General features: G+C 71.1%; 22 protein-coding genes and 2 pseudogenes. 14 read left to right on the plus strand and 10 right to left on the minus strand.

From position 1 onward, the window contains the following. Positions 1 to 38 precede the first annotated feature (38 nt). Positions 39 to 995, minus strand: a complete 957-nt coding sequence (meaB, locus tag FPZ41_RS13255) for a methylmalonyl Co-A mutase-associated GTPase MeaB (protein WP_152862280.1) — start codon at positions 993 to 995, stop codon at positions 39 to 41. Positions 996 to 1,133: 138 nt separating this feature from the next. After that, positions 1,134 to 2,336: an acetyl-CoA C-acetyltransferase gene (locus FPZ41_RS13260; protein WP_152862282.1), complete on the minus strand. Its 1,203-nt coding sequence runs from the start codon at positions 2,334 to 2,336 to the stop codon at positions 1,134 to 1,136. Positions 2,337 to 2,483: 147 nt separating this feature from the next. On the opposite strand from FPZ41_RS13260, the gene mce reads away from it, so the two are divergent. From mce to FPZ41_RS13295, 7 genes are all read left to right on the plus strand, one after another. Then, complete coding sequence (gene mce / locus FPZ41_RS13265; RefSeq protein WP_152862284.1) at positions 2,484 to 2,924, plus strand: methylmalonyl-CoA epimerase; 441 nt, start codon at positions 2,484 to 2,486, stop codon at positions 2,922 to 2,924. A 242-nt stretch (positions 2,925 to 3,166) separates the two neighbouring features. Next, positions 3,167 to 7,015 (plus strand): polarized growth protein Scy, encoded by a 3,849-nt coding sequence (gene scy / locus FPZ41_RS13270; RefSeq protein ID WP_322620183.1) that lies wholly within the window; start codon positions 3,167 to 3,169, stop codon positions 7,013 to 7,015. Between the two features lie 194 nt (positions 7,016 to 7,209). Then, positions 7,210 to 8,145 carry a coiled-coil domain-containing protein gene (locus FPZ41_RS13275; RefSeq protein WP_131570376.1) on the plus strand — a complete coding sequence of 312 codons (936 nt, stop codon included), beginning with the start codon at positions 7,210 to 7,212 and terminating at the stop codon, positions 8,143 to 8,145. 145 nt (positions 8,146 to 8,290) lie between these two features. Next, positions 8,291 to 9,277, plus strand: a complete 987-nt coding sequence (locus FPZ41_RS13280; RefSeq protein WP_228022707.1) for an ATP-binding cassette domain-containing protein — start codon at positions 8,291 to 8,293, stop codon at positions 9,275 to 9,277. Between the two features lie 2 nt (positions 9,278 to 9,279). Then, positions 9,280 to 10,050, plus strand: coding sequence for an ABC transporter permease (locus tag FPZ41_RS13285; protein WP_322620184.1), 771 nt, complete (start codon positions 9,280 to 9,282; stop codon positions 10,048 to 10,050). A gap of 326 nt (positions 10,051 to 10,376) precedes the next feature. After that, positions 10,377 to 11,612 (plus strand): ABC transporter ATP-binding protein, encoded by a 1,236-nt coding sequence (locus FPZ41_RS13290; protein ID WP_152862288.1) that lies wholly within the window; start codon positions 10,377 to 10,379, stop codon positions 11,610 to 11,612. Next, positions 11,609 to 12,448 carry an ABC transporter permease gene (locus FPZ41_RS13295; RefSeq protein WP_152862290.1) on the plus strand — a complete coding sequence of 280 codons (840 nt, stop codon included), beginning with the start codon at positions 11,609 to 11,611 and terminating at the stop codon, positions 12,446 to 12,448. Before FPZ41_RS13290 ends, FPZ41_RS13295 begins: the two co-directional genes overlap by 4 nt. Before the next feature lie 51 nt (positions 12,449 to 12,499). Here FPZ41_RS13295 and FPZ41_RS13300 read toward each other — a convergent pair whose 3' ends face one another. Next, positions 12,500 to 12,832 (minus strand): ATP/GTP-binding protein, encoded by a 333-nt coding sequence (locus FPZ41_RS13300; protein ID WP_322620185.1) that lies wholly within the window; start codon positions 12,830 to 12,832, stop codon positions 12,500 to 12,502. A 224-nt stretch (positions 12,833 to 13,056) separates the two neighbouring features. On the opposite strand from FPZ41_RS13300, the gene FPZ41_RS13305 reads away from it, so the two are divergent. Beyond that, positions 13,057 to 14,085 (plus strand): LLM class flavin-dependent oxidoreductase, encoded by a 1,029-nt coding sequence (locus tag FPZ41_RS13305; protein WP_131559064.1) that lies wholly within the window; start codon positions 13,057 to 13,059, stop codon positions 14,083 to 14,085. 330 nt (positions 14,086 to 14,415) lie between these two features. On the opposite strand, the gene FPZ41_RS13310 is transcribed toward FPZ41_RS13305, so the two are convergent. Further along, complete coding sequence (locus tag FPZ41_RS13310) at positions 14,416 to 14,808, minus strand: SCO5389 family protein (protein ID WP_131559062.1); 393 nt, start codon at positions 14,806 to 14,808, stop codon at positions 14,416 to 14,418. A gap of 356 nt (positions 14,809 to 15,164) precedes the next feature. On the opposite strand from FPZ41_RS13310, the gene nucS reads away from it, so the two are divergent. After that, positions 15,165 to 15,845 carry an endonuclease NucS gene (gene nucS / locus FPZ41_RS13315; RefSeq protein ID WP_152862294.1) on the plus strand — a complete coding sequence of 227 codons (681 nt, stop codon included), beginning with the start codon at positions 15,165 to 15,167 and terminating at the stop codon, positions 15,843 to 15,845. Positions 15,846 to 16,104: 259 nt separating this feature from the next. Here the strand turns inward: nucS and FPZ41_RS13320 are convergent, their stop codons facing one another. The 4 genes and pseudogenes from FPZ41_RS13320 to FPZ41_RS13335 form a co-directional block, all read right to left on the minus strand. Then, on the minus strand, positions 16,105 to 18,726 hold the full coding sequence (locus FPZ41_RS13320) for an ATP-binding protein (protein ID WP_152862296.1): 2,622 nt from the start codon (positions 18,724 to 18,726) through the stop codon (positions 16,105 to 16,107). Positions 18,727 to 19,071: 345 nt separating this feature from the next. Then, positions 19,072 to 19,395, minus strand: a complete 324-nt coding sequence (locus tag FPZ41_RS13325) for an STAS domain-containing protein (protein WP_131559056.1) — start codon at positions 19,393 to 19,395, stop codon at positions 19,072 to 19,074. Between the two features lie 158 nt (positions 19,396 to 19,553). Continuing rightward, positions 19,554 to 20,402 (minus strand): 3-hydroxyacyl-CoA dehydrogenase family protein, encoded by an 849-nt coding sequence (locus FPZ41_RS13330; RefSeq protein WP_322620186.1) that lies wholly within the window; start codon positions 20,400 to 20,402, stop codon positions 19,554 to 19,556. 231 nt (positions 20,403 to 20,633) lie between these two features. Continuing rightward, positions 20,634 to 20,756: pseudogene (locus FPZ41_RS13335) on the minus strand (TetR/AcrR family transcriptional regulator); the annotation flags it as partial. Positions 20,757 to 20,761: 5 nt separating this feature from the next. Between FPZ41_RS13335 and FPZ41_RS13340 the strand changes: the two are divergent. Both FPZ41_RS13340 and FPZ41_RS13345 read left to right on the plus strand, forming a co-directional pair. Further along, a pseudogene (locus tag FPZ41_RS13340) lies at positions 20,762 to 20,973 on the plus strand (ABC transporter permease); the annotation flags it as partial. Between the two features lie 9 nt (positions 20,974 to 20,982). Continuing rightward, the gene (locus tag FPZ41_RS13345) at positions 20,983 to 21,555 is read left to right on the plus strand and encodes a cob(I)yrinic acid a,c-diamide adenosyltransferase (RefSeq protein ID WP_152862298.1); all 573 of its coding nucleotides are present in this window, start codon (positions 20,983 to 20,985) and stop codon (positions 21,553 to 21,555) included. 4 nt (positions 21,556 to 21,559) lie between these two features. Here FPZ41_RS13345 and FPZ41_RS13350 read toward each other — a convergent pair whose 3' ends face one another. Both FPZ41_RS13350 and FPZ41_RS13355 read right to left on the minus strand, forming a co-directional pair. Further along, positions 21,560 to 21,757, minus strand: coding sequence for a DUF5708 family protein (locus tag FPZ41_RS13350; RefSeq protein WP_152862300.1), 198 nt, complete (start codon positions 21,755 to 21,757; stop codon positions 21,560 to 21,562). Beyond that, positions 21,754 to 22,344 (minus strand): hypothetical protein, encoded by a 591-nt coding sequence (locus tag FPZ41_RS13355; protein ID WP_322620187.1) that lies wholly within the window; start codon positions 22,342 to 22,344, stop codon positions 21,754 to 21,756. The genes FPZ41_RS13350 and FPZ41_RS13355 overlap by 4 nt, the downstream gene beginning before the upstream one ends. A gap of 152 nt (positions 22,345 to 22,496) precedes the next feature. Here FPZ41_RS13355 and FPZ41_RS13360 point away from each other — a divergent pair, with 152 nt between their 5' ends. The 3 genes from FPZ41_RS13360 to FPZ41_RS13370 all read left to right on the plus strand — a co-directional run bounded on the left by FPZ41_RS13360 (position 22,497) and on the right by FPZ41_RS13370 (position 26,379). Then, positions 22,497 to 23,681, plus strand: coding sequence for a sensor histidine kinase (locus tag FPZ41_RS13360; protein WP_152862304.1), 1,185 nt, complete (start codon positions 22,497 to 22,499; stop codon positions 23,679 to 23,681). Then, a complete protein-coding gene (locus tag FPZ41_RS13365) occupies positions 23,678 to 24,319 on the plus strand; it encodes a response regulator (RefSeq protein WP_152862306.1) in 642 nt (213 codons plus the stop codon). Before FPZ41_RS13360 ends, FPZ41_RS13365 begins: the two co-directional genes overlap by 4 nt. Before the next feature lie 233 nt (positions 24,320 to 24,552). Beyond that, positions 24,553 to 26,379, plus strand: coding sequence for a glycoside hydrolase family 18 chitinase (locus tag FPZ41_RS13370; protein ID WP_152862308.1), 1,827 nt, complete (start codon positions 24,553 to 24,555; stop codon positions 26,377 to 26,379). Positions 26,380 to 26,444: the final 65 nt, after the last annotated feature.

Below are 26,444 nucleotides of genomic sequence, written 5' to 3' on the forward strand. Positions count from 1 at the left end.
GGACGGGTAGGGGCGGCGGGGGCGAAAACACCCCCTGCTCAGCCCTCCGTCAGGCCCGCCACCAGCTCGTCCGCCGCCCGGTACGGATCCAGCTCGCCCGCCACGATCCGCTCCGCCAGCGCGCCCAGGTGACGGTCACCGTGCAGGTCGCCGATCCGCTCCCGCAGGGCCGTCACCGCTATGGTCTCGACCTCGCGGGAGGCGCGGGACAGGCGCCGCTCCTCGAGCACCCCCCGCTCCTCCATCCAGGCCCGGTGCTTCTCCAGGGCCTCGACGACCTCGTCGAGGCCCTCACCCCGCACCGCGACCGTCTTCACGATCGGCGGCCGCCAGTCACCGGGACCGCGCGACTCGCCGAGCCCGAGCATGTGGTTCAACTCACGGGCCGTCGCATCGGCACCGTCACGGTCGGCCTTGTTGACCACGTACACGTCACCGATCTCCAGGATCCCGGCCTTCGCCGCCTGGATGCCGTCGCCCATGCCCGGTGCCAGGAGCACGACCGACGTGTCCGCCTGGGACGCGATCTCCACCTCCGACTGGCCCACGCCGACCGTCTCGACGAGGATCACGTCGCAGCCCGCCGCGTCCAGGACGCGGATCGCCTGCGGCGCCGCCCAGGCCAGCCCGCCGAGGTGACCGCGCGTGGCCATGGAGCGGATGTACACGCCCGGGTCGGACGCGTGCTCCGACATACGGACGCGGTCACCCAGCAGCGCGCCGCCCGAGAAGGGCGACGACGGGTCCACGGCCAGGACCCCGACCCGCTTGCCCTGCTTCCGGTACGCCGTCACCAGCGCGGACGTCGATGTCGACTTGCCGACACCCGGAGAGCCGGTCAGGCCCACCACGTACGCCCCGCCCGTCAGGGGCGCCAGCGCCGCCATGACCTCACGGAGCTGCGGGGACGCCCCCTCCACCAGCGAGATCAGCCTGGCCACGGCCCGCGGCCGGCCTTCCCTGGCCTGGGCTACCAGTGTGGGGACGTCCTGCATCACAGCTCCCGTTCAGCGAGTCCGAGTCCGAGTCCGGGTCGGTGAGATCCGGAGAATCCAAAGCGGTCAGAGAGACCAGCGAGGTCAGAGAGGCCAGCGAGGTCAGCGTTTATCCGCGGTTGACGTACCGCGCCGCCCTCACGCCTTCGGTACCCGCACGATCAGCGCGTCCCCCTGCCCACCGCCACCGCACAGCGCGGCCGCGCCCACGCCACCGCCCCGCCGCTGCAGCTCCAGCGCCAGGTGGAGGACCAGACGGGCGCCGGACATGCCGATGGGATGGCCGAGGGCGATCGCGCCACCGTTGACGTTCACCCTTTCCGTGGACACTCCGAGGTCCTTCATTGACTGGACGGCGACCGCGGCGAAGGCCTCGTTGATCTCGATCAGGTCGAGATCCGCGACCTCGACGCCCTCCTTCTTGAGGGCATGCGTGATCGCGTTCGACGGCTGCGACTGCAGGGAGTTGTCCGGTCCCGCCACGTTGCCGTGCGCGCCGATCTCCGCGATCCACTCCAGGCCGAGCTCCTCCGCCTTGGCCCTGCTCATCACGACCACGGCCGCCGCACCGTCCGAGATCTGGGAGGCGGAGCCCGCCGTGATGGTCCCGTCCTTGGCGAAAGCCGGACGCAGCTTGCCCAGCGACTCGGCCGTCGTCTCGCCGCGGATGCCCTCATCCTGGCTGAAAACGACCGGCTCGCCCTTGCGCTGCGGGATCTCGACGGGTGTGATCTCCGCCTCGAAGACACCGTTCTTCTGCGCGGCCGCCGCACGCTGGTGCGAGAGGGCCGCGATCTCGTCCTGCTCGGCCCTGCCGATGCCCAGCTTCGTGTTGTACTTCTCCGTCGACTCGCCCATGGCGATGTTCTCGAAGGAGTCGGTCAGCCCGTCGTGGGCCATCGCGTCGAGCATCTCGACCGCACCGTACTTGTAGCCCTCGCGGGACTTGGGCAGCAGGTGGGGGGCGTTCGTCATGGACTCCTGGCCACCCGCGACGATCACGTCGAACTCACCCGCGCGGATCAACTGGTCCGCGAGAGCGATGGCGTCGAGGCCCGACAGGCACACCTTGTTGATGGTGAGCGCCGGGACGTTCATCGGGATGCCCGCCTTGACCGCGGCCTGGCGCGCCGGGATCTGCCCCGCCCCGGCCTGCAGCACCTGGCCCATGATCACGTACTGCACCTGGTCGCCACCGATCCCCGCACGGTCGAGGGCGGCCTTGATCGCGAAGCCGCCGAGGTCGGCTCCGGAGAAGGACTTCAGCGAACCGAGCAACCGCCCCATGGGCGTACGCGCGCCCGCGACGATCACCGATGTGTTGCCGTTCGTTCCAGTCATGAGGTGCGATCCCCTTCCGGCTTCACAGCCGAGGAGTGAACGAGGGTTTACTTCGAATGTACTGAGCGGTAGGCCATCGCGTCATCTGGCCGTCGGTGTGATCGCGCGCACGTTGCGTAACCACGTCGGTAGCGGTGCACTGAGACCATGCTGACGCGAATCGACCACATCGGGATCGCTTGTTTCGACCTCGACGCGACTGTCGAGTTCTACCGGGCCACGTACGGCTTCGAGGTGTTCCACACCGAGGTCAACGAGGAGCAGGGCGTACGCGAGGCCATGATCAGGATCAGCGGCACGGACGACGGCGGAGCGTCGTACCTCCAGCTCCTGGAGCCGACCAGGGAGGACTCCACCGTCGCGAAGTGGCTGGCCAAGAACGGTGAGGGGGTCCACCACATCGCGTTCGGTACGGCAGACGTGGACGGGGACGCCGCCGAGATCCGCGACCGGGGCGTGCGCGTCCTGTACGACGAGCCCCGGCGCGGTTCCATGGGGTCACGGATCACGTTCCTGCACCCGAAGGATTGCCATGGAGTACTGACAGAACTGGTCACTTCGGCGCCGGTTGAGTCACCTGAGCACTGACCCCCGTACATAGGGGCCGGTAGGGTTGGTCTCGGCCGTCGCCTTGTGAGGAGGCGGCCCGGATTCTGCCGCCTTCCGACGACGGGATCCGAGGGCCGGGGTCCAGGTTTCGGGGGACGAGGGTTAGGGCGGCAGCCCGCGCTCCGCCGTTGATCTGACACCATTCCCCGGGGGCCCCGTTCGGCGGTTGGACGGAGCTCGTTTGGAGAAGCTTGCGACCAGGGGACGGATGGGACCGCGGAGTGCGGGGCTACGAACGCCAGGAGCGAGAGCCGGCGGCTGACGTCGACCACCTCTCTCGGTTCGAGGCCGAGATGGAGCGGCTGAAGACCGAGCGGGAAAAGGCGATCCAGCACGCCGAGGACCTCGGCTACCAGGTCGAGGTGCTGCGCGCCAAGCTTCACGAGGCGCGCCGCACCATCATGTCCCGACCCTCGTTCGACGGGTCCGACATCGGCTACCAGGCCGACCAGATGCTCCGTCAGGCCCAGATGCAGGCCGACCAGCTGCGCTCCGAGGCCGAGCGCGAGCTGAGCCAGGCACGCGCGCAGACCCAGCGCCTCCTCCAGGAGCACGCCGAGCAGGCCGCCCGCCTCCAGGCCGAACTGCACGCCGAGGCCGTGTCGCGCCGCCAGCAGCTCGACCAGGAGCTCTCCGAGCGCCGTCAGACCGTCGAGTCGCACGTCAACGAGAACGTGTCCTGGGCGGAGCAGCTGCGCGCTCGCACCGAGCAGCAGGCCCGCCGTCTGCTGGACCAGTCCCGTACCGAGGCCGACCAGGCGCTCGCCACGGCCCGTACCGAGGCCGAGCGGGTCGCGAGCGAGGCCCGTCAGCGGCTCCAGGACGAGGCGGAGTCGGCCCGTGCCGAGGCCGACCAGATCCTGCGCCGGGCCCGCACGGACGCCGAGCGTCTGCTGAACGCCGCCTCCACGCAGGCCCAGGAGGCCACCGAGCACGCCGAGCAGCTGCGTTCCAGCTCCGCGACCGAGTCGGACAGCGCACGCCGCCAGGCCACCGAACTGAGCCGGGCCGCCGGGCAGCGCATGGCCGAGGCCGAGACGGCGCTGCAGAAGGCCCGCACCGAGGCCGACAAGGTGGTCGCCGAGGCCAAGGAGGCCGCGGCCAAGGCCCTGGCGAACGCCGAGTCGACGAACGAGCAGCGCACTCGGACGGCAAAGGAACAGGTCGCCCGTCTGGTCCAGGAAGCCACGAAGGAGGCCGAGAGCACCAAGGCGACCGCCGAGGAAGTCATCGCGGACGCCCGGGCCGAGGCCGAGAAAATCGTCGCCGAGGCGTCCGAGAAGGCGCGCAGCATCACCGCGGAGGAATCCGCCTCCCAGCTCGCCAAGACGGCGAAGACCGCCGAGGACGTCCTCAACAAGGCGTCGGAGGACGCCAGGAACACCACCAAGGCGGCCTCCGAGGAGGCCGAGCGGATCCGCCGGGAGGCCGAGGCCGAGGCGGACCGGCTGCGCGGCGAGGCGCTCGACCTCGCCGAGCAGCTCAAGGGCGCGGCGAAGGACGACACCGAGGAGTACCGCGCCAAGACGGTCGAGTTGCAGGAGGAGGCGCGCCGGCTGCGCGGCGAGGCCGAGCAGCTGCGCGCCGACGGGGTCGCCGAGGGCGAGCGCATCCGCTCCGAGGCACGCCGCGAGGCCGTCCAGCAGATCGAGGAAGCAGCCAGGACCGCCGAGGAGCTGCTCGCCAAGGCGAAGGCGGACGCGGACGAACTGCGGGCGTCGGCGACGACGGACAGCGAGAAGGTCCGCACGGAGGCCATCGAGCGCGCCTCGACGCTGCGCCGCCAGGCCGAGGACACCCTGGACCGGACCCGCAAGGAGGCCGAGCGGCACCGTGCCGAGGCCGTCGAGCAGTCCGAGGCCACCAAGGAAGAGGCCGAGCGCGCGGCCCGTGAGCTGCGTGAGGAGACCGAGCGCGCGGTCGCGTCCCGCGAGGCGGAGGCCGCCGACGAGCTGAACCGGCTGCACTCCGAGGCCGAACAGCGGCTCACATCGGCGGAGCAGGCGCTCAGCGACGCCCGCGCGGAGGCGGAGCGGATCCGCCGTGAGGCCGCCGAGGAGATCGACCGGCTCCGTGCCGAGGCCGCCGAGCGGATTCGTACGCTCCAGGCGCAGGCCGAGGCCGAGGCCGAGCGGGTGCGCGACGAGGCCGCCTCCGACGCGTCCGCGTCCCGGGCCGAGGGCGAGTCCATCGCCGTACGCCTGCGGTCGGAGGCCGCGGCCGAGGCGGAGCGGCTGAAGTCGGAGGCGCAGGACACCGCCGACCGGGTGCGGGCCGAGGCGCTGGCCGCGGCCGAGCGACTGGCCACCGAGAGCGCCGAGACGCTGGCCGCCGCACAGGAGGAGGCCGCCCGGCGCCGCCGCGAGGCGGAGGAACTCCTCGGCGCCGCCCGGCAGGAGGCCGACCAGGAGCGCGAGCGGGCCCGTGAGCAGAGCGAGGAGCTGCTGGCCTCGGCGCGCAAGCGCGTGGAGGAGGCCGAGGCCGAGGCGCTGCGGCTGATCGAGGAGGCCGACCGGCGCGCCACCGAGATGGTGTCGGCCGCCGAGCAGCACGCCCAGCAGGTGCGTGACTCCGTGGTCGGGCTGCACGAGCAGGCCCAGGAGGAGATCGCCGGGCTGCGCAACGCCGCCGAGCATGTGGCGGACCGTATGCGGCGGGAGGCGGAGGAGGAGTCGGACCGGGTCCGCGGCGACGCGTACGCCGAGCGGGAGCGGGCCAGCGAGGACGCGGCCCGGATCCGGCGCGAGGCGGCGGCGGAGTCGGATGCCGCCAAGTCGCTCGCGGACCGCACGGTTTCGGAGGCGATCGCGGAGGCCGAGCGGCTGCGCGCCGACGCGGCCGAGCACGCCCAGCGCGTACGCACCGAGGCGTCGGACACCGTCGCGGCCGCCGAGCAGGACGCTTCACGCGCCCGCGCGGAGGCCCGCGAGGACGCGAACCGGATCCGCTCGGACGCGGCCACCCAGGCCGACACCCTCATCACCGAGGTGACGGCCGAGGCGGAGCGGCTCACCAACGAGACGGCCGCGGAGGTCGAGCGGCGGCGCGCGGATTCCGTCGCGAAGGCCGACAAGCTCCTCTCGGACGCGACCGGCGAGGCCGAGCGGCTGCGCGCCGAGGCGGCCGAGACGGTCGGTTCCGCGCAGCAGCACTCCGAGCGTGTGCGCGCCGAGGCCGAGCGCGTCAGGGCCGACGCGGAGGCCGAGGCCGAGCGGCTCACGACGGCCGGGCGCGATGAGGCCGACCGGCTGCTGGACGAGACCCGCAGGGACGCCAACAAGCGGCGATCCGAGGCGGCCGAGCAGGTCGACAAGCTGATCACGGAGACGGCCGCCGAGGCCGACAAGCTGATCTCCGAGGCGCAGACGACCGCGCACAAGACCACCGCGGACGCCGAGGCGCAGGCCGACACCATGGTCGGCGCGGCGCGTACGGAGGCCGACCGCCTGGTCTCGGAGGCGACCCGGGAGGGCAACTCGCGGGTGGAGCGGGCCCGTAGGGACGCGGACGAGCTGCTGGTCGGCGCGCGCCGGGACGCCACCGCGATAAGAGAGCGCGCGGAGGAGCTGCGCGACCGCATCACGGGCGAGATCGAGGCACTGCACGAGCGGGCCCGCCGCGAGTCGGCCGAGACGATGAGGGCCGCGGGCGACCGGTGCGACGCGCTCATCAAGGCGGCCGAGGAGCAGTTGGAGAAGGCCCGGGCGAAGGCCAAGGAACTGGTCTCGGATGCCAACTCCGAGGCGGGCAAGGTGCGTATCGCAGCCGTCAAGAAGGCCGAGGGGCTCCTGAAGGAGGCCGAGCAGAAGAAGAACACGCTCGTCCGGGAGGCCGAGGAGCTCAAGGCCGAGGCGATCCGCGAGGCGCGGGCCACCGTCGAGGAGGGCAAGCGCGAGCTGGAGGTCCTGGTGCGGCGCCGCGAGGACATCAATGCGGAGATCTCCCGTGTCCAGGACGTCCTGGAGGCGTTGGAGTCTTTTGAGGCCCCGTCGAGCGGCAAGGACGGCGGCGTCAAGGCAGGCGCCGCGGTGGGCGCACCCCGATCGGGTGGCAAGGTGTCAGACAACTAGCCAGAGGCGCCGATCCGTGCTTGTCGGAGCGTGCCGGAGCCCTCTACGCAGGGTCTCTGGTGAGTAATCTGCTGGTTCGCCACGCAAAAGGGGTGTCATTCTCCAGATCAAACGGTGCATCTGCTCGATGACACGCCGCTTCGCCCCCTAGGATTCCACCTATCACCTCACCGGTCTCATTCGACAGGAACCCCATGAGCGACACTTCCCCCTACGGCTTCGAGCTTGTGCGGCGTGGGTACGACCGCGCTCAGGTGGACGAACGCATCTCTAAGCTCGTCTCCGACCGCGACAGCGCTCTGGCTCGCATCACAGCTCTGGAAAAGCGCATCGAGGAACTGCACCTCGAAACGCAGAACGCCCAGGCCCAGGTCACCGACGCCGAGCCGTCGTACGCCGGTCTCGGCGCGCGCGTCGAGAAGATCCTCCGTCTCGCCGAGGAAGAGGCGAAGGACCTGCGCGAGGAGGCCCGCCGCGCCGCCGAGCAGCACCGCGAGCTCGCCGAGTCGGCGGCCCAGCAGGTGCGCAACGACGCAGAATCGTTCGCTGCGGAGCGCAAGGCCAAGGCCGAGGACGAGGGCGTCCGGATCGTCGAGAAGGCCAAGGGCGAGGCCTCCCAGCTGCGGTCCGAGGCGCAGAAGGACGCTCAGTCCAAGCGCGAGGAGGCGGACGCCCTCTTCGAGGAGACGCGCGCCAAGGCCGCTCAGGCCGCCGCGGACTTCGAGACGAACCTCGCCAAGCGCCGCGAGCAGTCCGAGCGCGACCTGGCGTCCCGTCAGGCCAAGGCCGAGAAGCGCCTCGCCGAGATCGAGCACCGCGCCGAGCAGCTCCGTCTGGAGGCCGAGAAGCTGCGCACGGACGCCGAGCGCCGCGCCCGCCAGACGGTGGAGACGGCCCAGCGCCAGGCCGAGGACATCGTGGCCGACGCCAACGCCAAGGCCGACCGCATCCGTTCGGAATCCGAGCGCGAGCTGGCCGCCCTCACCAACCGCCGCGACAGCATCAACGCCCAGCTGACGAACGTCCGCGAGATGCTCGCGACGCTCACGGGCGCCGCGGTGGCCGCCGCCGGTTCGCCGGCCGAGGACGAGCCGATCACCCGTGGGGTTCCGGCGCAGCAGTCCCGGTAACCAGTAGCGACAGCACAGGCCCGCACCGTCCCCGGACGGTGCGGGCCTGTGGCGTTCTGTGGCGTCCTGTCGCGTGCGTGTGCTGCTGCCCGTCGGCGACGGGTCTCAAGTGGCGGCCCCCGGACCCCCGTCTTAGCGTGAGCCCATGATCGAGCTTGAGGCACTGACCAAGCGCTACGGCGAGAAAGTCGCGGTCAACAACCTCACCTTCACCGTCCGGCCCGGCATCGTGACCGGGTTCCTCGGGCCGAACGGGGCCGGCAAGTCGACGACGATGCGGATGATGCTCGGGCTCGACCGGCCGACCGTGGGTGATGTGCGGATCGACGGCAAGCGCTACGACCAGCTCAAGGACCCGCTGACGTACATCGGCGCGCTCCTCGACGCGAAGGCCGTGCACGGCGGCCGCAGTGCCTACAACCACCTCCTGTGCCTCGCACAGAGCAACGGCATCCCCAAGAGCCGCGTGACCGAGGTCCTCGACGCCGTCGGCCTCACGGCGGTGGCCCGGAAGAAGGCCAAGGGATTCTCGTACGGCATGGGACAGCGGCTCGGTATCGCGGGCGCGCTTCTCGGCGATCCCCGGATCCTGATGTTCGACGAGCCCGTCAACGGGCTCGACCCCGAGGGCATCCACTGGATCCGCACCCTGATGAAATCCCTCGCCGCACAGGGCCGTACCGTCTTCGTCTCCTCACACCTGATGAGCGAGATGGCGCTGACCGCCGACCATCTCGTCGTCATCGGTCAGGGCCGACTGCTCGCCGACACCTCCATGGCGGACTTCATCGAGCGGAACTCCCGGTCGTACGTCCGGATCCGCACGCCGCAACGGGAGCGGTTGCTGGACGTGCTGGGTGGGGCGGGGATCACGGCGGTCGAGGCGGACGGCGGGGCGCTGGAGGTGGACGGCGGCAAGGCCGAATGGATCGGTGAGCTGGCCGCACAGCACCAGGTCGTGCTGCACGAGCTGAGCCCGCAGCAGGCCTCGCTGGAGGAGGCGTTCATGCGGCTGACGGCGGAGTCGGTGGAGTACCACGCGCACACGGGCGCCGTCCCGGCCTCCGGCGAGGCGCTGTCGGCGTCCGCGCGGCAGGCGTGGGGCAGCGACTGGCAGAAGAAGGGGGCCTGAACGTGGCGTCGGTACAGGTCGTCCGTTCCGAGTGGACCAAGATCCGTTCGGTGGCGTCCACGGTGTGGACACTCGGGATCGCCGCGGTCGTCACGATCGCGCTCGGCATGCTGATCTCGGCGCTGCTGAGCCGCGACTGGGAGCACCTGCCCGCGGAGGAGAGGGTCGCCTTCGACCCGACGTACGTGAGCTTCGCGGGGATGAGTCTCGGTCAGCTCGCGATGATCGTCTTCGGTGTGCTGGTGGTGTCGAACGAGTACAGCACCGGCATGATCCGCACCTCGCTGGCCGCCGTCCCGCAGCGCGGCACACTTCTCTTCAGCAAGATCGCGGTGGCGGCCGTGCTCGCGTTCGCCGTCGGCCTCGCGACCAGCTTCGTCGCCTTCCTCCTCGGGCAGTCGATGCTCGGCGAGCACCGTACGTCGCTCGACGAGCCCGGCGTCCTGCGCGCGGTCGTCGGGGGCGGGCTCTACATGACGCTCATCGCCGTGTTCTCCATGGGCGTGGCCGCGATGCTGCGCAGCCCGATGCCGGCGCTGGGCGTCCTGATGCCGTTCTTCTTCCTGGTGTCCAACATCCTCAGCAATGTGTCGGCGACCAAGAAGGTCGCCCGCTACCTCCCTGACCAGGCCGGCAGCAAGATCATGCAGGTCGTCCCACGGGCCGGCGAGACCGCGCCGTACGGGCCGTGGGGTGGTCTGGGGATCATGGTGCTGTGGGTGCTCGCGGCGCTGGTGGGAGGGTACGTGCTGCTTCGGCGACGCGATGCGTGAGCGCTGCGCCGGCTGGGTTGGGTTCGCGTCTGCCGGGTTTGTGTGGGTGGGCGACTGCGGGTCCGTCGTGGTTGAGCGCAGTTCCCCGCGCCCCTGAAGGCCTCGGTTGCGCCCGGCGCTTTTAAGGGGCGCGGGGCTGTGTCGATATGCGGCTCCGCCGCGTGGGCGCGACCAGCCACACACAACTCGCACACGGCGACCGGCAGAACCCGGCAGACGCTGAGCCGCTCCACCCCCGGAGGGAACCGTCAGCACCCCGATATGCTTCTTAACCCTTACGGGGGGCGTGCGCCCCGACGTCCTGAACCTTGTGATGGGTGCGGAGCATGATCGAGGCAGTCGGCCTGACGAAGCGCTACGGCGACAAGACCGCCGTGTACAACCTTTCCTTCCAGGTGCGGCCGGGTACCGTCACCGGCTTCCTCGGGCCGAACGGCTCGGGCAAGTCGACGACCATGCGGATGATCCTGGGCCTGGACAACCCCACCTCGGGGCAGGTGACGATCGGCGGCCACCCGTACCGGAAGCTGCAGAACGCCGCCCGCCAGGTGGGCGCCCTGCTGGACGCCAAGGCCGTGCACGGCGGGCGCAGTGCCCGCAGTCACCTGCTGTGCCTCGCGCAGCTGTCCGGCATCCCGGCGCGCCGGGTGGACGAGGTGCTGGGCGTCGTGGGTCTGCAGGACGTGGCCAAAAAGCGGTCCAAGGGGTTCTCGCTGGGCATGGGACAGCGGCTCGGGATCGCCGCCGCGCTGCTCGGTGATCCCCAGGTGCTGCTCTTCGACGAGCCGGTCAACGGCCTCGACCCCGAGGGCATCCTGTGGGTGCGGAACCTGATGAAGTCGCTCGCGGCGGAGGGACGGACCGTCTTCGTCTCGTCCCACCTCATGAGCGAGATGGCGCTGACCGCCGAGCACCTGATCGTGATCGGGCGCGGGCAGTTGCTCTCGGACATGAGCGTCAAGGACTTCATCGCGCAGAACTCGGCGGGCTTCGCAAGGGTCCGCACGCCCGACACCGAGCCGCAGCAGCGGGAGAAGCTGACGGCCGCCCTGACCGAGGCGGGCGGCCAGGTGCTGCCCGAGGCGGACGGTGGGCTGCGCGTGACCGGCCTGCCGCTGCCGCGCATCAGCGATCTCGCGCACGGCGCCGACGTACGGCTGTGGGAGCTGTCGCCGCACCAGGCCTCGCTGGAGGAGGCGTACATGCGGATGACGCAGGGCGCCGTCGACTACCGGTCGACCATCGACCAGAAGGAAGGGCTGATGCAGCCGCTGCCGCCCGGTGCGCAGCCGCCGGCGCCGGTGCCGGGGCAGGGCCAGCCGGGGTGGTACGCCCCGCCGCCGCCCCAGCAGGGCGGCCAGCCGTTCGCGATGCCGCCGGGCATGCCCCAGGGGCAGCCGCCCGCGGGGCCGTACGGTGCCCCGCCCGCGCCCGGTGCGCCGGCCCCGGGACAGCCCAACCCGTACGCCACCGAGGCCCCCGCGGGCCCGCAGCCGCCCGCACAGCCCTCCGCGCCCGCACATGCCCCCGCCGACCCGAACAAGCCCGAGGACGCCCGATGAGCACGCCCCAGCCTCCCGCGCCCCAGCAGCCCGCTCCCCACTGGCAGGGGGCGCCCGGAGTGTCGTACACGTCGCCGATCCCCGTCGTGCGCACCCACCTCGGGCACGCGCTCGCCTCCGAGTGGACGAAGATCAAGTCGGTGCGCTCGACGATGTGGACGCTGGGCATCTTCCTGCTGCTCGTCGTCGGCATCGGCTTCCTGGTCGCGACGCAGACGGAGGACGAGGCCTTCACGGACGTCCCGTTCACCGTCCCGGCCTTCTTCGGTCTGGTGCTGGGGCAGATCTGCCTCATCACGCTGGGCGTGCTGGTGGTCTCGTCGGAGTACGGCACGGGCATGATCCGTACGACGTTCACGGCCTCGCCGCAGCGGCACCGGGTGCTCACCGCCAAGCTGCTGATCTTCTTCGCGGTTGCGTTCGTCGTGTCGGCCTTCGCCATCGGGCTGGTCGGCCTGTTCACTCAGAGCCTGCACGGCGACACCACGGGCAACGAGTGGGGCGGCACGGTCCTCAAGGGCGCCCTGTACGTCTCGCTGCTGGGCGTCCTCTCGCTCGCGGTGGGCTCGATGCTGCGGCACTCCGCGGGTGCGATCACCGCGATGCTCGGTGTCGTTCTGCTGCCCGCGATCCTGCCCGCGTTCCTGCTGTTCTCCGACAGCATGCGCAAGATCGGCGAGAAGATGCTGGACTACAACGCCCCCAACGCCCTCGCCAAGATCTTCGGGCTGGACAACGAGGCGGGCGGGGGCAACGCCCAGCTGGGCCTCCTGGTGGGTGTCACGGCGGCCGCGATCGTGGGCGCGTACGTGCTGTTGGAGCGGCGGGACGTGTAACGGCGGCAACCCACCGGTGAAACACCGCGCAACCGCACCGGACTTCACCCCCTAGAAGCGTGGCGCGTTACGGGACCGCTGCACCCTTGAGGTGCGGCGGTCCTTCGCGTTCCAGCAGGCCTTGTGCCAGTGGCGGCGGTCGTCGACGCCGGCGTGCTGCGGCCAGGCCACCACGTGCGGGACTCCGGAGGAGATCATCTGGTCGCAGCCCGGGCAGCGGTACGTCTTTCCCTCGGAGCTCGCCCCGGCCACATGGCGCACGCTCCAGTCCTCGCCCTGCCAGTTCTCGCTCGACTGCCAGCCGCCGTAACGGTCCGCCCGGTCCTCGTCGGCGCTCCGGCCGGACGAGTCGGCACCCTTGGGTCGATTGCGACGCGGGGACACAGAACACCTCACGGGGCTGTACAAGGGGGACGGGGTCGCGTCCAGCCTACGCGCGCCGACCACGGGTACGCGTACTCCACGAACCGTCACAGACTCCCCTCCGCACGACGCATTCTGCAGACAATCCGCAAATCTCGCCGACAAGCCGTGTCTTCGTCACGTGTCAGGGGGTTATGCCGGGTGGGGGAGCTCCGGGTCGGGGCGCCGAGAAAGCAGGAAACGCGATGCACGTTGGGACATTTGTACTTGCGGCCCAGTTCCCTGGACAGGGCCAGGGGGAGGCGCTCCACCGCGCCGTCCGGACGGCCGAGGTGACCGAGGAGGCCGGCCTCGACGCGGTCTGGCTGGCCGAACACCACTTCGTGCCGTACGGGACGTGTCCGTCGGCGGTCACGTTCGCCGCGCTCCTGCTCGGGCGCACCCGGCGGATCCGCGTCGGCACGGCGGTCAGTGTGCTCCCCACCGTCCACCCGGTGGCGCTCGGCGAGCAGGCCGCGCTGCTGCACGTGACATCCGGCGGCCGCTTCTCGCTGGGGGTGGGACGCGGGGGGCCGTGGGTGGACCTGGAGGTCTTCGGGGCGGGGATCGAGGCGTACGAGAAGGGGTTCCCCGAATCACTCGATCTGCTGGTGCGGTGGCTGCGCCACCCCTCGGTGGAGGCGTCGGGGGAACGATTCGCCTTCCGTGAGGTCCCGGTCGTCCCCAGGCCCTCGGAGGTGCTGAGCGGCGTCCCGGGCCCGGAGGTCGTCGTCGCCTGCACCTCACCGTCGAGCGTCCGGCTCGCGGCCGAGCACGGCCTGCCGATGCTCCTCGGGATGCACGTAGGGGACGAGGAGAAGGCGGAGATGGTCGCACTGTGGCGCAATTACGCGCGTGCGGCGGGCCGTTCGGCGGACGAGATCGCCGTTGCCGGCCATGTGTCGGCCGGTGTCTGCCAGATCGCGGACCGGCGGACGGACGCCGTCGAGGCGCTCACGAAGGCGATGCCGGGCTGGCTGAAGCACGGCCTGGACGCCCATGTGACGGTCGACGGCCGCGCCCGCGCGATGCGCGACCCCCTGGCGTACACCGAACTGCTCTGCGGGCTGCACCCGGTGGGCACCCCGCGCCTGTGCGCGGACCGGCTGGCCGCGACGTCGGAGCGGACGGGCATCTCGCGCTTCGCCCTGCTCGTCGAGGGTTCGGGCGACCTGGCGGCCACCGAGGAGACCGTCCGGCGGCTGGGCGCCGAGGTGCTCCCCCACCTCGGCTGAGCGGACGCGCCAGGGCCTGTTCTGAGTTCCCCGTCGTCCGCGCGAAGCGCGGGCGCAGCGCCCGCGGCGGAGCCGCTGACGTCCGCAGCCGGTGCGTGCCCTCGGCGTGCGGCGTCGCAGGTCATGTGGCGGAGCCACCTGTCCTGTGGCGTCGTGCGGCGAGTGGGGGTACCTCCCACGCCCTTGAGGCAGTGCGGGAGCATGCCGGGCGTCGGGGCGCAGGCGGGGAACTCAGAACAGGCCCTAGGGCCGCGTCCGGCGGGGAGCTTGCCGCCCCGGTACGAATGCACCTCCCGCGTACGGAGCGGCAAGCAGTGCGGCAAGCCCGCCTCAGCAGTCCCGGAGCTCCGGTGACTGGTTCAGCAGCTGGTTGCGCACGGAGGTGAAGCGAGCCAGCGTGTCGTCCACTGAGGGGTCCAGCGGAAACACGGCCACCCGGTGGCAGTTCTGGAAGGCCAATCGCACACCGAAGTGCCGTTGCAGCGCGCCGCGTATCGCGTCGCTCGCGAGCGCACGCAGCAGCTGGCCACGTGCCTGCTCGTCCGGCGGGGGCGTCTGGTTGTCGGCGAACTCGCCGCCGTCGACCTTCAGCTGGGCCACCAGAGAACTGATCATCTCCCATGCGTAGGGCAGGGAGGTCCGGACGCAGTCGACGAAGGCGGCTTCGTCGACCTCGCCTCGCTCGGCCTGTTCGAGTAGGGCCGGTGAGACGTCGAGCGACATGGGTTCTCCTCTCGCACCCCCGCCCGGGCGGGGGTTGACGGACAGGGAGGGAGTTCGCGATATCGAACACGCTGCGTACACGCACCGCGACCTCCCGTTTATACGTTAAGCACCGGGCGGGGGCCGCACCAGGAGAATGGGTATACGGGGAACTCCCACTAGGACCACAATCAGCCATTGCCGCAATCGGGTTGCCTCTGGCACATGCCGATCGACGGCACGCGCCGGGCGCGGGAGGCGCACGCCGGGCGGCATGGGGGTGTACCTGCACTTCCCCGGGGTCACTCAGGTCGCTCAAGGGGTTCTGAGGAGGGCGAATCGCGTACGGCGGCGGATGTCGAGTAGCGTTTCCGTCCATGCGTCTCGTCATTGCCCGCTGCTCCGTGGACTACGCCGGGCGGCTCACGGCCCATCTCCCCTCAGCCCCCCGTCTGATCCTGGTGAAGGCGGACGGCAGCGTCTCGATCCACGCGGACGACCGGGCCTACAAGCCCCTCAACTGGATGTCCCCGCCCTGCGCGCTGAAGGAGGGCGAGGGAGACGGTGAAGGCACGGCGGGCGTCTGGACCGTCACCAACAAGGCGGGCGAGAAGCTCATCATCACCATGGAGGAGGTCCTCCACGACTCCTCGCACGATCTGGGCGTGGACCCGGGCCTGATCAAGGACGGCGTGGAAGCGCACCTCCAGGAGCTGCTCGCCGACCGTATCGAGACCCTGGGCGAGGGCTACACGCTCATCCGCCGCGAGTACATGACCGCCATCGGCCCCGTCGACATCCTGTGCCGGGACGCCGACGGGCAGACCGTGGCCGTGGAGATCAAGCGGCGCGGCGAGATCGACGGCGTGGAGCAACTCACGCGGTACCTGGAGCTGTTGAACCGCGACCCGCACCTCGCTCCCGTACGCGGCATCTTCGCGGCCCAGGAGATCAAGCCCCAGGCCCGGGTCCTCGCCACCGACCGCGGCATCGGCTGCACGGTCCTGGACTACGACGCGCTCCGCGGCATCGAGGACGACAAGCTGCGGCTGTTCTGAGCGGCGACGCACCTCGGGGGCTTCTGACGGATCTCCGTGGAATAAGGAGCGGCGTTAGGTGCGTGCTCTCGGCGTGCGGCGCGGAGGGTCATGTGGCGGAGCCACCTGTCCCTGCGCGCCGTGCGGCGAGTGGGGGGTACCTCCCACGCCCTTGAGGCAGTGCGGGAGCGTGCCGGGCGTCGCGACGCCGCGGAGATCCGCCAGAAGCCCCCTGGTTCCAGGGCCGGGTCCGCCAGCGGACCCGGCCCTCGGTCGTTCGTCAGATCACCGACGCGTCGCTCTCCGTTTCGCTCGGCGAGCCGGGGGCGCTGCTGTCCGGGGCGCTCGCGGAGCTGCTGGTCTCCGCCGGCCGGCTCGAGGCGGGGCCGCTGGCCGAGGTGCTGGTCTGCGGCGGGGGGTCCGACGACTCCGACTGGCTGGGCGTCGGGCCCGGTGACGTCGGGGAGCCGCTGGGCGACTCCGTCTCCGGCTCCGATTCGGACGGCGTGGGCGACGGCGGCTTGGACGGCGACTTCGTGGGCGACTTGGACGGGGACTTCGTCGGCTTGTCCGGCCCGCCCGTCTCACTCGGTTCGTCCGACGGCGAGCCGCTCCGCGTGGGCGTCGGGTCGTCCGCTGTGCCGAGGGTCCCGTCCGGGCCGGGGTCCGTGGGCTCGGACACGGCGCCCGGGTCGTCGCCCGAGCCCTTCCTCACGCGGTCCGCGCCCAGCTCGCCGTCGTCGACGCCGGTGCTGGCCGACGGGTTGACGCCGACCTGCTCGGCCGGGGGGTCGTCGCTGTTGCCGGAGGTCGCCCCCAGGGTCACCACCGTGCCGAGCACGGCCGCGAGCAGCGCGCCCGCGCCGGCGGCCACCAGGTTGCGCCGGGCACCGCTGACCAGGCGGCCCTTGACGCCGCCCTTGCCGGCGGGACCGGCTCCCGCCTGGTTCGTGACCAGTGTCGAGGTGTCGCCGGGTGTCCGGGGCGGGCCGCCGTACCCGGAGACGAAGCCGGAGGGCACGCCACCGGGAGGCGCAGCCGACTCCTCGTGCCGGGCGTCCGGCACCTCCTCCCCCGCCGCCGTGCGCCCCCCGGGCGGGGTCGCCCCGGAGCGGTCGGCGACCAGCGCCAGCGCGCGCCGGCCCGCGACCGTGCCGCGCTTGTCGGCGAGGGCGCCGCGCAGCCCGATGGACGCCTCCAGCTCGGAGCGGGCCCGGTCGAGCTGCCCGGAGCAGAGCGCGAGGACGCCCAACTCATGGTGGAAGTAGGCCTGATCGCCGACCTCGCCGGTGAGCCGGGCCGCCTCGGCGCCGGACCGCAGCGCCCGCTCCCAGACGCCCCACTGCAAGGCAGCGGCGAACGCGGGCGCGGCCTGCCGGCCCAGCCGTACGGCGGCGCTCTCCTCGTCCTCGCCGGGGGGTGAAGTCGAGAGCGGGGGGGAGAGCGGTACGACGGCGGTCAGCGCGGCGAGCACGGCGTCGGCCTCGGCCGCGACCCGCTCGGGCGTGACCGAGGGGTGCCCGGCCCACCAGGCGTAGTGCTGGGCGGCGGTCTCGGCCCGCTCACCCGCGTCGTCCCCGTACCCGGCGACCTCCAGCTGGGTCTGCACCCCGGCCACGAGCCGGTAGCGCGAGCCGACCGGGGTCACCAGGGCGCAGCCCACCAGTTCGGCGAGGGCGGCGTCCGCGCGGGTGTCCCCCACCAGCGCCGGCAGATGGGCCTGGTGCGGCACCTCGCCGCCGAGCGCGACCGCGAACCGCAACGTGGCGCGTGCCGACTCGCTCAGCCGGGACGCGAGCAGCGCGGCGGGTGCGGCGCCCTCCGCGAGGGACGGCAGCGGTACGTCGTGGCCGTCCCCGGCGTCGAAGGGCGCGTCGACCGGGGCCTCCTGGAAGACGCCGAACTCGTCGAAGGCGTCCGCGTCGCCGCGCAGCCGGTCCCGCTGCCGCAGCAGCGCACCGGACTGCATGAACCGCAGCGGCAGGCCCTCGGACTCGAACCAGAGGTCGCCCGCCCAGTTCGACTCCTCCTCGGTGAGGACGCGGCCGACGGCGCGCTCCAGCAGTTCCAGCCCGCCGGCACGGTCGAGCCCGCCCAGGAACATCTCTTCGAGGGGTGAGTCGGCGGAGGGCGCGGGGACGTCGGGCGTGACGGCGAGCAGGAAGGCGCACTCGGGGGTCGCGTCGAGCAGCTCGTCGAGCGCGCTGCCGCCGAACTCCAGGTCGTCGACGACGACGACCGCGCCGATCTCCCGGACGAGGTCCAGGAGTTGCTCCTGGTCCGGGCGGTGCAGCGGCGCCTTGTAGACGGTGGTGAACAGGTCGTGGAGCAGCTCGCCGCTGGTGCGCCGGTAGCCGGAGAGGCGGACGACGCCGTCCGGGGCAAGGTCCCCGCAGTCCTCGGCGACGAGGTCGAGGAGCGCCGTGCGGCCCGAACCGGAGTGACCGGTGAGGCGGACCGACCGGCCGCGTGCGAGGAGCCGTACGAGCCGTTCACGCTCGGTGTCGCGCTCCAGGAGCGACGGCCGGGGCGGTGGGGGTCCCCCCGCTCGTGGGGGTCCCCCCGCTCGAGCGAAATCGAGAGTGGGGGAGAAGCCGAGAGTGGGGGAGGGTCCCGGCGGGACGGGCGGCCGGGCGGCGCGGTCGATCTCCGCCCGCTCGGCGGCCGGGTGCTTCTCGGGCCGGCCGAGGCGCTCCCGCGGCGGGCAGTTCTCCACCTCGCTGCCGTCGATGGGATTGACGGTGAGCAGACAGTCGCCCGAGACGAGCTGGACGGTGCGGGCGAGCGCCGGAGCAGGCTGGCCGAAATCCGGCGTCAGGGAGTCGCGTGGCGGCCGCGGACGCGGCGCCCGGTCTCCGTCGTCATGGCGGTGCTCTTCGGGTCCCCGGTTCATCGGGTCCATCGGTCTTTGCCCCCCAAGAAGCGTGGTGTGCCTGGGTCCTGTCCCCGGACTCCCGCGCACCGCGCTGTCGCTTCTGGTCCGGTGCCCGCTCCGGGGTCGTCAGGGCGGCGGGCAGCCGAACCCTAAACCTTTGCACAGTATCCACGGAATGCCAGGGTCCCGTGCTGTCCGAGACGTCACAGTCTCGTGAGGATTGCGCGTGTGGCGCCTTTCGCCCCGGGGACGTCCGGGTGCTGCCCGTCCACCGGGTCACACATGAGTCCGTACGTGCGTTCCCGCACGTCCGTTCACTTCCGGGCCGTCCTGTTCAGTGGCGTACCGATTCGCCCCGGTCGTGGTCCGGTGTCACACGCGGGGCAGCGACTCCACTCCGATGCCGCCCTCGATGGCCAGGATCCGGTGCAGCCGGGTGGCCACCAACAGGCGTTGCATTTGCGGAGGCACCTCACGCAGCACCAGCCGCCGTCCACACCGCCCCGCGCGCCGGTGGACCCCCATGATCACGCCCAGTCCCGTGGCGTCCCACGAGTCCAGCCCTGACAGGTCGAGCACCAGATCACCGACTCCGTCGTCGATGGCCGAGTGCAGGACCGTACGGGCGTCCGCCGCGCTGCGTACGTCGAGGCGGCCCCCGACGACCAGCTCGGCGTGGTCGCCCCTGATGTACATATGCGCTCCCCGAGAGTGCGTCTTTCGTACGCCGGTCGTTTCTGATTGATGCAACTTCTGACGGTTCGGGAACCCCGGAAGTTGCCCTCTGTAAGCGAACCGATACCGAATTCACCCCAACGGGTGATACCCGAGGGGCTCATGCGGTTCCCGTGACGTCAGTGTGTGTAGAACCCCTGCCCGCTCTTCCGGCCGATGTCACCCGCGTCAACCATCCGGCGCATCAACTCGGGCGGGGCGAACTTCTCGTCCTGGGACTCGGTGTAGATGTTGCTGGTCGCGTGCAGCAGGATGTCGACCCCGGTGAGGTCGGCCGTGGCGAGGGGTCCCATCGCGTGGCCGAAGCCCAACTTGCAGGCGAGGTCGATGTCCTCGGCGGTGGCCACGCCCGACTCGTACAGCTTCGCGGCCTCGACGACGAGGGCCGAGATGAGCCGGGTGGTGACGAAACCGGCCACGTCGCGGTTGACGACGATGCACGTCTTGCCGACGGACTCGGCGAACTCCCGCGCGGTGGCGAGGGTCTCGTCGCTGGTCTTGTAGCCGCGGACGAGTTCGCAGAGCTGCATCATCGGGACCGGCGAGAAGAAGTGCGTACCGACGACCCGTTCGGGGTGCTCGGTCACCGCCGCGATCTTGGTGATCGGGATGGCGGAGGTGTTGGAGGCGAGCACTGCCCCGTCGCGCACGAGCTTGTCGAGCGCGCGGAAGATCTCGTGCTTGACCTCCAGCTTCTCGAAGACGGCCTCGACGACGATGTCGGCGTCACCGACGGCGTCCAGGTCGGTGGTCGCGGTGATACGGCCCAGGGCGGCCTCGGCGTCCGCGGCGCCCAGCTTCCCCTTGCCCACGAACTTGTCGTACGACGCCTTGATGCCGTCGGTGCCACGGGTGAGCGCCTCGTCGGTGACGTCACGCAGGACGACGTCCCAGCCCGCCTGGGCGGAGACCTGGGCGATACCGGACCCCATGAGACCGGCCCCGATGACGGCGAGCTTCCGTGTCACTGCGCGACTCCCCTGCTGACCCTGACTGACACGCTTTTATGTTTGCTTCTCGGGCGGACACTAGCGCTCGTGAGGGGCTGTGTGACCGGTTAGTAACGCGTGTCACTGTCTCAGGGGGTGAGATGGCTCTCACGCTTCGGCCGACGGGTTCCGTCACGGCGGCCCGAGTGCCGATTCCTCCCGAATTCAGGGCCATTCGAGGGTCATCCGGCGTCGGCGAACGCCATACGGTCACCCCGCCTCCCGTACCGCATAGTTGAGCACCTTCTCGCTCAACAGGCCCTCCATGTAGTCCAGGAGCCCGAGCACCTCGTGGGACACTTCGTCCGGTTTGCGCCCCATGACCATCTCGCGTGCGGTACGCGCCGGCGATGAAGGTCACCGCACCCCAGAAGTTCGGTGCGACGATCAATGCCGTCGCCATGCCGTCCGTGCTCCTGCGATGCGGGACGCGTACGTGGGCCAGTACACGACGGCGTCCATGCTGTACGGGGTGCTGGTCACCCTGGGGCTCACGGCGCCGGCCGTGACGGTGGGGACACGGGTGTTCCGGACGGCCGGGCCTGATTAGGGTGGTCACATGGTCAATCTGACGCGCATCTACACAAGGACAGGCGACCAGGGCACCACGAACCTCGGTGACATGAGCCGGGTGCCCAAGACCGACCTGCGCATCGCCGCCTACGCCGACGCCAACGAGGCGAACGCGGCGATCGGCACGGCGATCGCGCTGGGCGGTCTGGACGAGGAGGTCGTCAAGGTCCTGACCCGCGTGCAGAACGATCTCTTCGACGTCGGTGCCGACCTGTCCACCCCCGTCGCCGAGAACCCGAAGTTCCCGCCGCTGCGGGTCGAGCAGTTCTACATCGACAAACTGGAGGCGGACTGCGACCGCTTCCTCGCCGAGTTGGAGAAACTCCGCTCCTTCATCCTCCCCGGCGGCACACCCGGCGCGGCCCTGCTGCACCAGGCGTGCACGGTCGTACGGCGGGCCGAGCGCTCGACGTGGGCGGCGCTGGAGGTGCACGGGGACACCATGAACCCGCTCACCGCGACCTACCTCAACCGCCTGTCCGACCTGCTGTTCATCCTGGCCAGGACGGCGAACAAGGAGGTCGGGGACGTGCTGTGGGTGCCGGGCGGGGAGCGCTGAGGCGCTAACGGCCCCCGGCGGGCGCGCGCACCGACCGGTACAGGCCCATGACGGCCTGCGCACCCCCGACGCACATCATCACCACTCCGACCTTCGTCAAGGTGACGACCGGGACCTCCACGTCCTCCGTGAACAGCCACAGCGCCAGGCCGACGGCACCGGTGACGACCCCCTCCAGCAGGTTCTTCGACGCTCTGGTCATGAACGGGCACTCTCCTTTTCCGCCGTGAGCCGGTGCTCCTCGCCGGTCCCGCCCCCCGGGTCCTTCCTCGGCCAGATCATGTACGACAGGGTGATCAGTCCGTAGATGACGACCGCGCGCACGGCCGCCCCCTGGAAGCCGCGCAGGGAACTGGCGTCGCCGGAGTCGCCGACGTACCAGACGGCGAGTTCGAGGAGCGCCAGCGCCACCGCGCCCCCGAGCACCGCCCTCAGCCACAGCTTCGCCTCGTGGCGGGCGCGGGCACGGCCGTAGCGCGGCGGCTTCGGCGGGGGCGGGCCGCCGCCCAGGCGGTGGGCCGCGTGGCCGTCGAGCCAGCGGATCGTGTAGTGGCCGAACGCCACCGTGTAGCCGATGTAGAGCGCCGCCAGGCCGTGCTCCCAGCTCGGCTCGGCACCGTTCTTCAGGTCGATCGCCGTCGCGACGAACAGGACCAGCTCCAGCACGGGCTCGCACAACAGCAGCACCACGCTCGTACGGCGCCACTTCAGCAGATAGCGCACGGCGAGGCCCAGTGCCAGCAGCACCCAGAAGCCCACCTCGCAGGCGATGATCAACGCGACGACCACGGTTCGCTCCCTCCTGTCACCCTTCAAGGCTCCCGGCGGGCCGCGCGGCATTCGTCGTCGGCGATGACGAAGTCGCGGTACATCGAAAGATGCAGCCCGGGACCCTCCCCCGGGGTCAGGCGCCGGGTCCGTACGCCGTGTTGGATGGGGCCATGGCCGTACGACTCCCCCGCCCGCACCGCTTCGACGTGTACATCGCGGTGTCCGGTCTGCTCGGCGGACTCGTGCTGCTGGCGATCGGACTGGCCATCCGGACGGCCGAGGATCCGGTCGTGCAGTGGGCGGGGCGCTGGCCCATCCTGGTGCCGCTCGTCGTCATGGCGGGCTGTGAGCTGCTGCGCCGGGCCGCCCCGCGTACGGCGCTGCTGACCGGCACGGCCGCGATCATCCTGGACGCCCTCACCCAGGGCAGCCTGGTCACGGTCCTGATGTTCACCGACCTCATGTACGCGGCCGTCCTGTACGGTCCGCCCGCGTCGGCCCGCCGTATCCCGCGGATCACGGGGCTGCTCGCCGTGGTGGGCACCGTGGTGCCGTTCGCGATGTGGCGGGTCCCTGAGGCCCTGCTGATCGGCGTGGTCATCGGCATCGTGTCGTTCAGTCCCGCGGCCACCGGCCTGATCGTCCGCAACCACCGTGACGCCGCCGAGGCCGCCCGGCTGCGCGCCGAGCAGACCGCGCTGCTCGCCGAACTGGACCGCGGCCAGGCCGTGGCCGCCGAACGGGCCCGCATGGCACGGGAGTTGCACGACATGGTGGCCAACCACCTGTCCGCGATCGCCATCCACTCCACGGCCGCGCTCTCGCTCGACGATCCGGGCACCTCCCGGCAGGCCCTCGGTGTCATCCGGGAGAACAGCGTCGCGGGCCTCGCGGAGATGCGGCGGCTGATCGGGATCCTGCGGGACTCCAGCGGCGACACCGAGCCCTCCGCCGCGCCCACGCTCGACGGGCTCGGCGCGCTCGTCGAGGGCGCCCGCGTCAACGGGCTCGACGTCACGCTCGACGCCGCCCCCGCCCAGGTCCCCGCCCCGGTGGAACTCGCGGCGTACCGCATCGTCCAGGAGTCCCTGACCAACGCCCTCAAGCACGCCTGCCCCGGCCGGGTCACCGTGACGCTGGTCCGGCTGGGCCGTTCCCTCACCGTCGCGGTCACCAGCCCCTTCGGCGACCGCGACAGCCCCCGCGCCCCCGGATCGGGCGCCGGACTGGTCGGCATGCGGGAGCGGACCGCTCTGCTGGGCGGCACCTTCGAGGCCGGCCCCGAGGACTCCCCCGACGGCAAGATCTGGGCCGTGCGGGCCACACTCCCCGTGACCGAAGGAGACCCCCCATGATCCGCGTGCTCGTCGCCGAGGACCAGTCCGCCGTACGTGCCGGGCTCGTGCTCATCCTGCGCAGCGCGTCCGACATCGAGGTGGTCGGCGAGGCCGCCGACGGCGAGCGTGCGGTGGCGCTGGCCCGTGAACTCCGGCCGGATCTGGTGCTGATGGACGTGCAGATGCCGCGCCTGGACGGGGTGTCCGCGACCCGGCAGGTCGTCGCGGAGGGGCTGGCCGACGTGCTCGTGCTGACCACCTTCGACCTCGACGAGTACGTGTTCGGGGCACTGCGGGCCGGGGCGTCCGGGTTCCTGCTCAAGAACACGGAGGCGAGGGACCTGCTGGAGGCGGTCCGGGCGGTGGGCCGGGGTGAGGGGTTGATCGCCCCGGCGGTCACCCGGCGCCTGATCGCCGAGTTCGCCGCCAAGCCGGTACGGGAGCCCGCGGCCGATCCGTCCGTCCTGGACACGCTCACCCGCCGCGAACGCGAGGTCCTCTCCTGCCTGGGGGAGGGGCTGTCGAACGCCGAGGCTGCGGTGCGGCTCGGCATGGCGGAAGCCACCGTGAAAACCCATGTCAGCCGACTGCTCGGGAAGCTGAATCTGCGCAGCCGGGTGCAAGCGGCCGTACTGGCACAGGAGTTGGGCGTTTAGGGCCCAGAGGCACATCGAGCGGCATACTGGTCCAGACCTCTTGACCGCTGGTCCAGACCTTTCTATTCTCACCGCACTGCGCCACGTCATGCACATGTCCGAAACACCCCACACCCCACACCCCAAGGGGCGCGACGTGACGAGACCGCGAGTGCGCTGAGGCCCGAAGGGTCGAGCGCGGTCGCGGTCCCGGCACCGGCTCGGCGCCCCGCCCAAAGGACAAGGAGGCGCGCATGCGCTTCAGGCACAGAGTCGCGGCCGGCTTCGCCACCCTGCTGCTCCCCCTCGCGGGTCTGGTCGGCCTCGCCGCACCGGCCCACGCGGCAGGCGAGGCCACCGCCGGCTACACCAAGACCCAGGACTGGGGCACCGGCTTCGAAGGCAAGTGGACCGTCAAGAACACCGGTACGACCACGATCAGCTCCTGGACCGTCGAGTGGGACTTCCCCTCCGGTACGTCCGTGACCTCGGCCTGGGACGCCGACGTCACCTCCTCCGGCACCCACTGGACCGCCAAGAACAAGTCCTGGAACGGCACCCTCGCTCCAGGCGCCGCCGTCTCCTTCGGTTTCAACGGGAGCGGCTCAGGCTCCCCGGCCAACTGCAAGCTGAACACCGGCAGTTGTGACGGCGGCGGCAGCGTCCCCGGTGACGCGGGACCCTCTGCACCCGGCACCCCCACCGCCTCGGACGTCACCAACACCTCGGTCAAGCTGTCCTGGTCGGCCGCCACCGACGACAACGGCATCAAGAACTACGACGTCCTGCGCGGTGGCACCAAGGTCGCGACCGTGACCACGACCTCGTACACGGACACCGGCCTCACCGCCGGCACCGACTACTCGTACACCGTGCAGGCCCGCGACACCGCCGACCAGACCGGCCCGGTGAGCGGCGCCGTCGCCGTACGGACCACCGGCGGCACCGATCCCGGCCCCGGCGCCGGCTCGAAGGTCAACCTCGGCTACTTCACCGAGTGGGGCGTCTACGGCCGCAACTACCACGTCAAGAACCTGGTGACCTCGGGCTCCGCCTCGAAGATCACACACATCAACTACGCCTTCGGCAACGTCAAGAACGGCCAGTGCGTCGTCGACGACACCTTCGCCGCCTACGAGAAGGCCTACACCGCCGACCAGTCCGTCAGCGGCATGGCCGACACCTGGGACCAGCCGCTGCGCGGCAACTTCAACCAGCTGCGCCAGCTGAAGGCCAAGTACCCGAACATCAAGGTGCTGTACTCGTTCGGCGGCTGGACCTACTCCGGCGGCTTCGGGCAGGCCGCGCAGAACCCGGCCGCGTTCGCCAAGTCCTGCAAGGCCGTCGTCGAGGACCCGCGCTGGGCCGACGTCTTCGACGGCATCGACATCGACTGGGAGTACCCGAACGCCTGCGGCCTCACCTGCGACACCTCAGGTCCCGCCGCCTTCAAGAACCTCATGCAGGCCCTGCGCACCGAGTTCGGCTCGAACTACCTGGTCACCGCCGCGATCACCGCGGACGGTTCCTCCGGCGGCAAGATCGACGCGGCCGACTACGGCGGCGCGTCACAGCACCTCGACTGGTACAACGTGATGACGTACGACTACTTCGGCGCCTGGGCGAACACGGGCCCGACCGCCCCGCACTCGCCGCTCACCTCGTACTCCGGCATCCCGACCGCCGGCTTCAACTCCGCCGACGCGATCGCCAAGCTGAAGTCGAAGGGCGTCCCCGCGGCCAAGCTGCTGCTCGGCATCGGTTTCTACGGCCGCGGCTGGACCGGCGTCACCCAGTCCGCGCCCGGCGGCACGGCGACCGGCGCGGCCACAGGAACGTACGAGGCGGGCATCGAGGACTACAAGGTGCTCAAGAACTCCTGCCCGGCCACCGGCACCATCGCGGGCACGGCCTACGCCCACTGCGGCAGCAACTGGTGGAGCTACGACACCCCCGCCACCATCGGCACGAAGATGACCTGGGCCAAGGACCAGGGCCTGGGCGGTGCCTTCTTCTGGGAGTTCAGCGGAGACACCAGCAACGGAGAGCTGGTGAGCGCCATCAACAATGGCCTGAAGTAGTGACCGTAAGAACTACGCGACATTGACGCTCCCCCAGACTTCGTCCGGGGGGACCCCCACCCAGC

The organism is Streptomyces acidicola (assembly GCF_009377235.1).
Classification (GTDB): domain Bacteria; phylum Actinomycetota; class Actinomycetes; order Streptomycetales; family Streptomycetaceae; genus Streptomyces; species Streptomyces acidicola.

Excerpts from the sequence above, each read along its gene's own strand:
- FPZ41_RS13280 (WP_228022707.1), top strand. The coding sequence starts at position 8,291 with ATGATCGAGCTTGAGGCACTGACCAAGCGCTACGGCGAGAAAGTCGCG.
- mce (WP_152862284.1), top strand. The coding sequence starts at position 2,484 with ATGCTGACGCGAATCGACCACATCGGGATCGCTTGTTTCGACCTCGAC.
- FPZ41_RS13325 (WP_131559056.1), bottom strand. The coding sequence starts at position 19,395 with ATGTACATCAGGGGCGACCACGCCGAGCTGGTCGTCGGGGGCCGCCTC.
- meaB (WP_152862280.1), bottom strand. The coding sequence starts at position 995 with ATGCAGGACGTCCCCACACTGGTAGCCCAGGCCAGGGAAGGCCGGCCG.
- FPZ41_RS13275 (WP_131570376.1), top strand. The coding sequence starts at position 7,210 with ATGAGCGACACTTCCCCCTACGGCTTCGAGCTTGTGCGGCGTGGGTAC.
- FPZ41_RS13360 (WP_152862304.1), top strand. The coding sequence starts at position 22,497 with ATGGCCGTACGACTCCCCCGCCCGCACCGCTTCGACGTGTACATCGCG.
- FPZ41_RS13350 (WP_152862300.1), bottom strand. The coding sequence starts at position 21,757 with ATGACCAGAGCGTCGAAGAACCTGCTGGAGGGGGTCGTCACCGGTGCC.
- FPZ41_RS13365 (WP_152862306.1), top strand. The coding sequence starts at position 23,678 with ATGATCCGCGTGCTCGTCGCCGAGGACCAGTCCGCCGTACGTGCCGGG.
- FPZ41_RS13260 (WP_152862282.1), bottom strand. The coding sequence starts at position 2,336 with ATGACTGGAACGAACGGCAACACATCGGTGATCGTCGCGGGCGCGCGT.
- FPZ41_RS13290 (WP_152862288.1), top strand. The coding sequence starts at position 10,377 with ATGATCGAGGCAGTCGGCCTGACGAAGCGCTACGGCGACAAGACCGCC.
- FPZ41_RS13310 (WP_131559062.1), bottom strand. The coding sequence starts at position 14,808 with ATGTCGCTCGACGTCTCACCGGCCCTACTCGAACAGGCCGAGCGAGGC.
- FPZ41_RS13295 (WP_152862290.1), top strand. The coding sequence starts at position 11,609 with ATGAGCACGCCCCAGCCTCCCGCGCCCCAGCAGCCCGCTCCCCACTGG.
- FPZ41_RS13345 (WP_152862298.1), top strand. The coding sequence starts at position 20,983 with ATGGTCAATCTGACGCGCATCTACACAAGGACAGGCGACCAGGGCACC.
- nucS (WP_152862294.1), top strand. The coding sequence starts at position 15,165 with ATGCGTCTCGTCATTGCCCGCTGCTCCGTGGACTACGCCGGGCGGCTC.
- FPZ41_RS13305 (WP_131559064.1), top strand. The coding sequence starts at position 13,057 with ATGCACGTTGGGACATTTGTACTTGCGGCCCAGTTCCCTGGACAGGGC.
- FPZ41_RS13320 (WP_152862296.1), bottom strand. The coding sequence starts at position 18,726 with ATGGACCCGATGAACCGGGGACCCGAAGAGCACCGCCATGACGACGGA.
- FPZ41_RS13370 (WP_152862308.1), top strand. The coding sequence starts at position 24,553 with ATGCGCTTCAGGCACAGAGTCGCGGCCGGCTTCGCCACCCTGCTGCTC.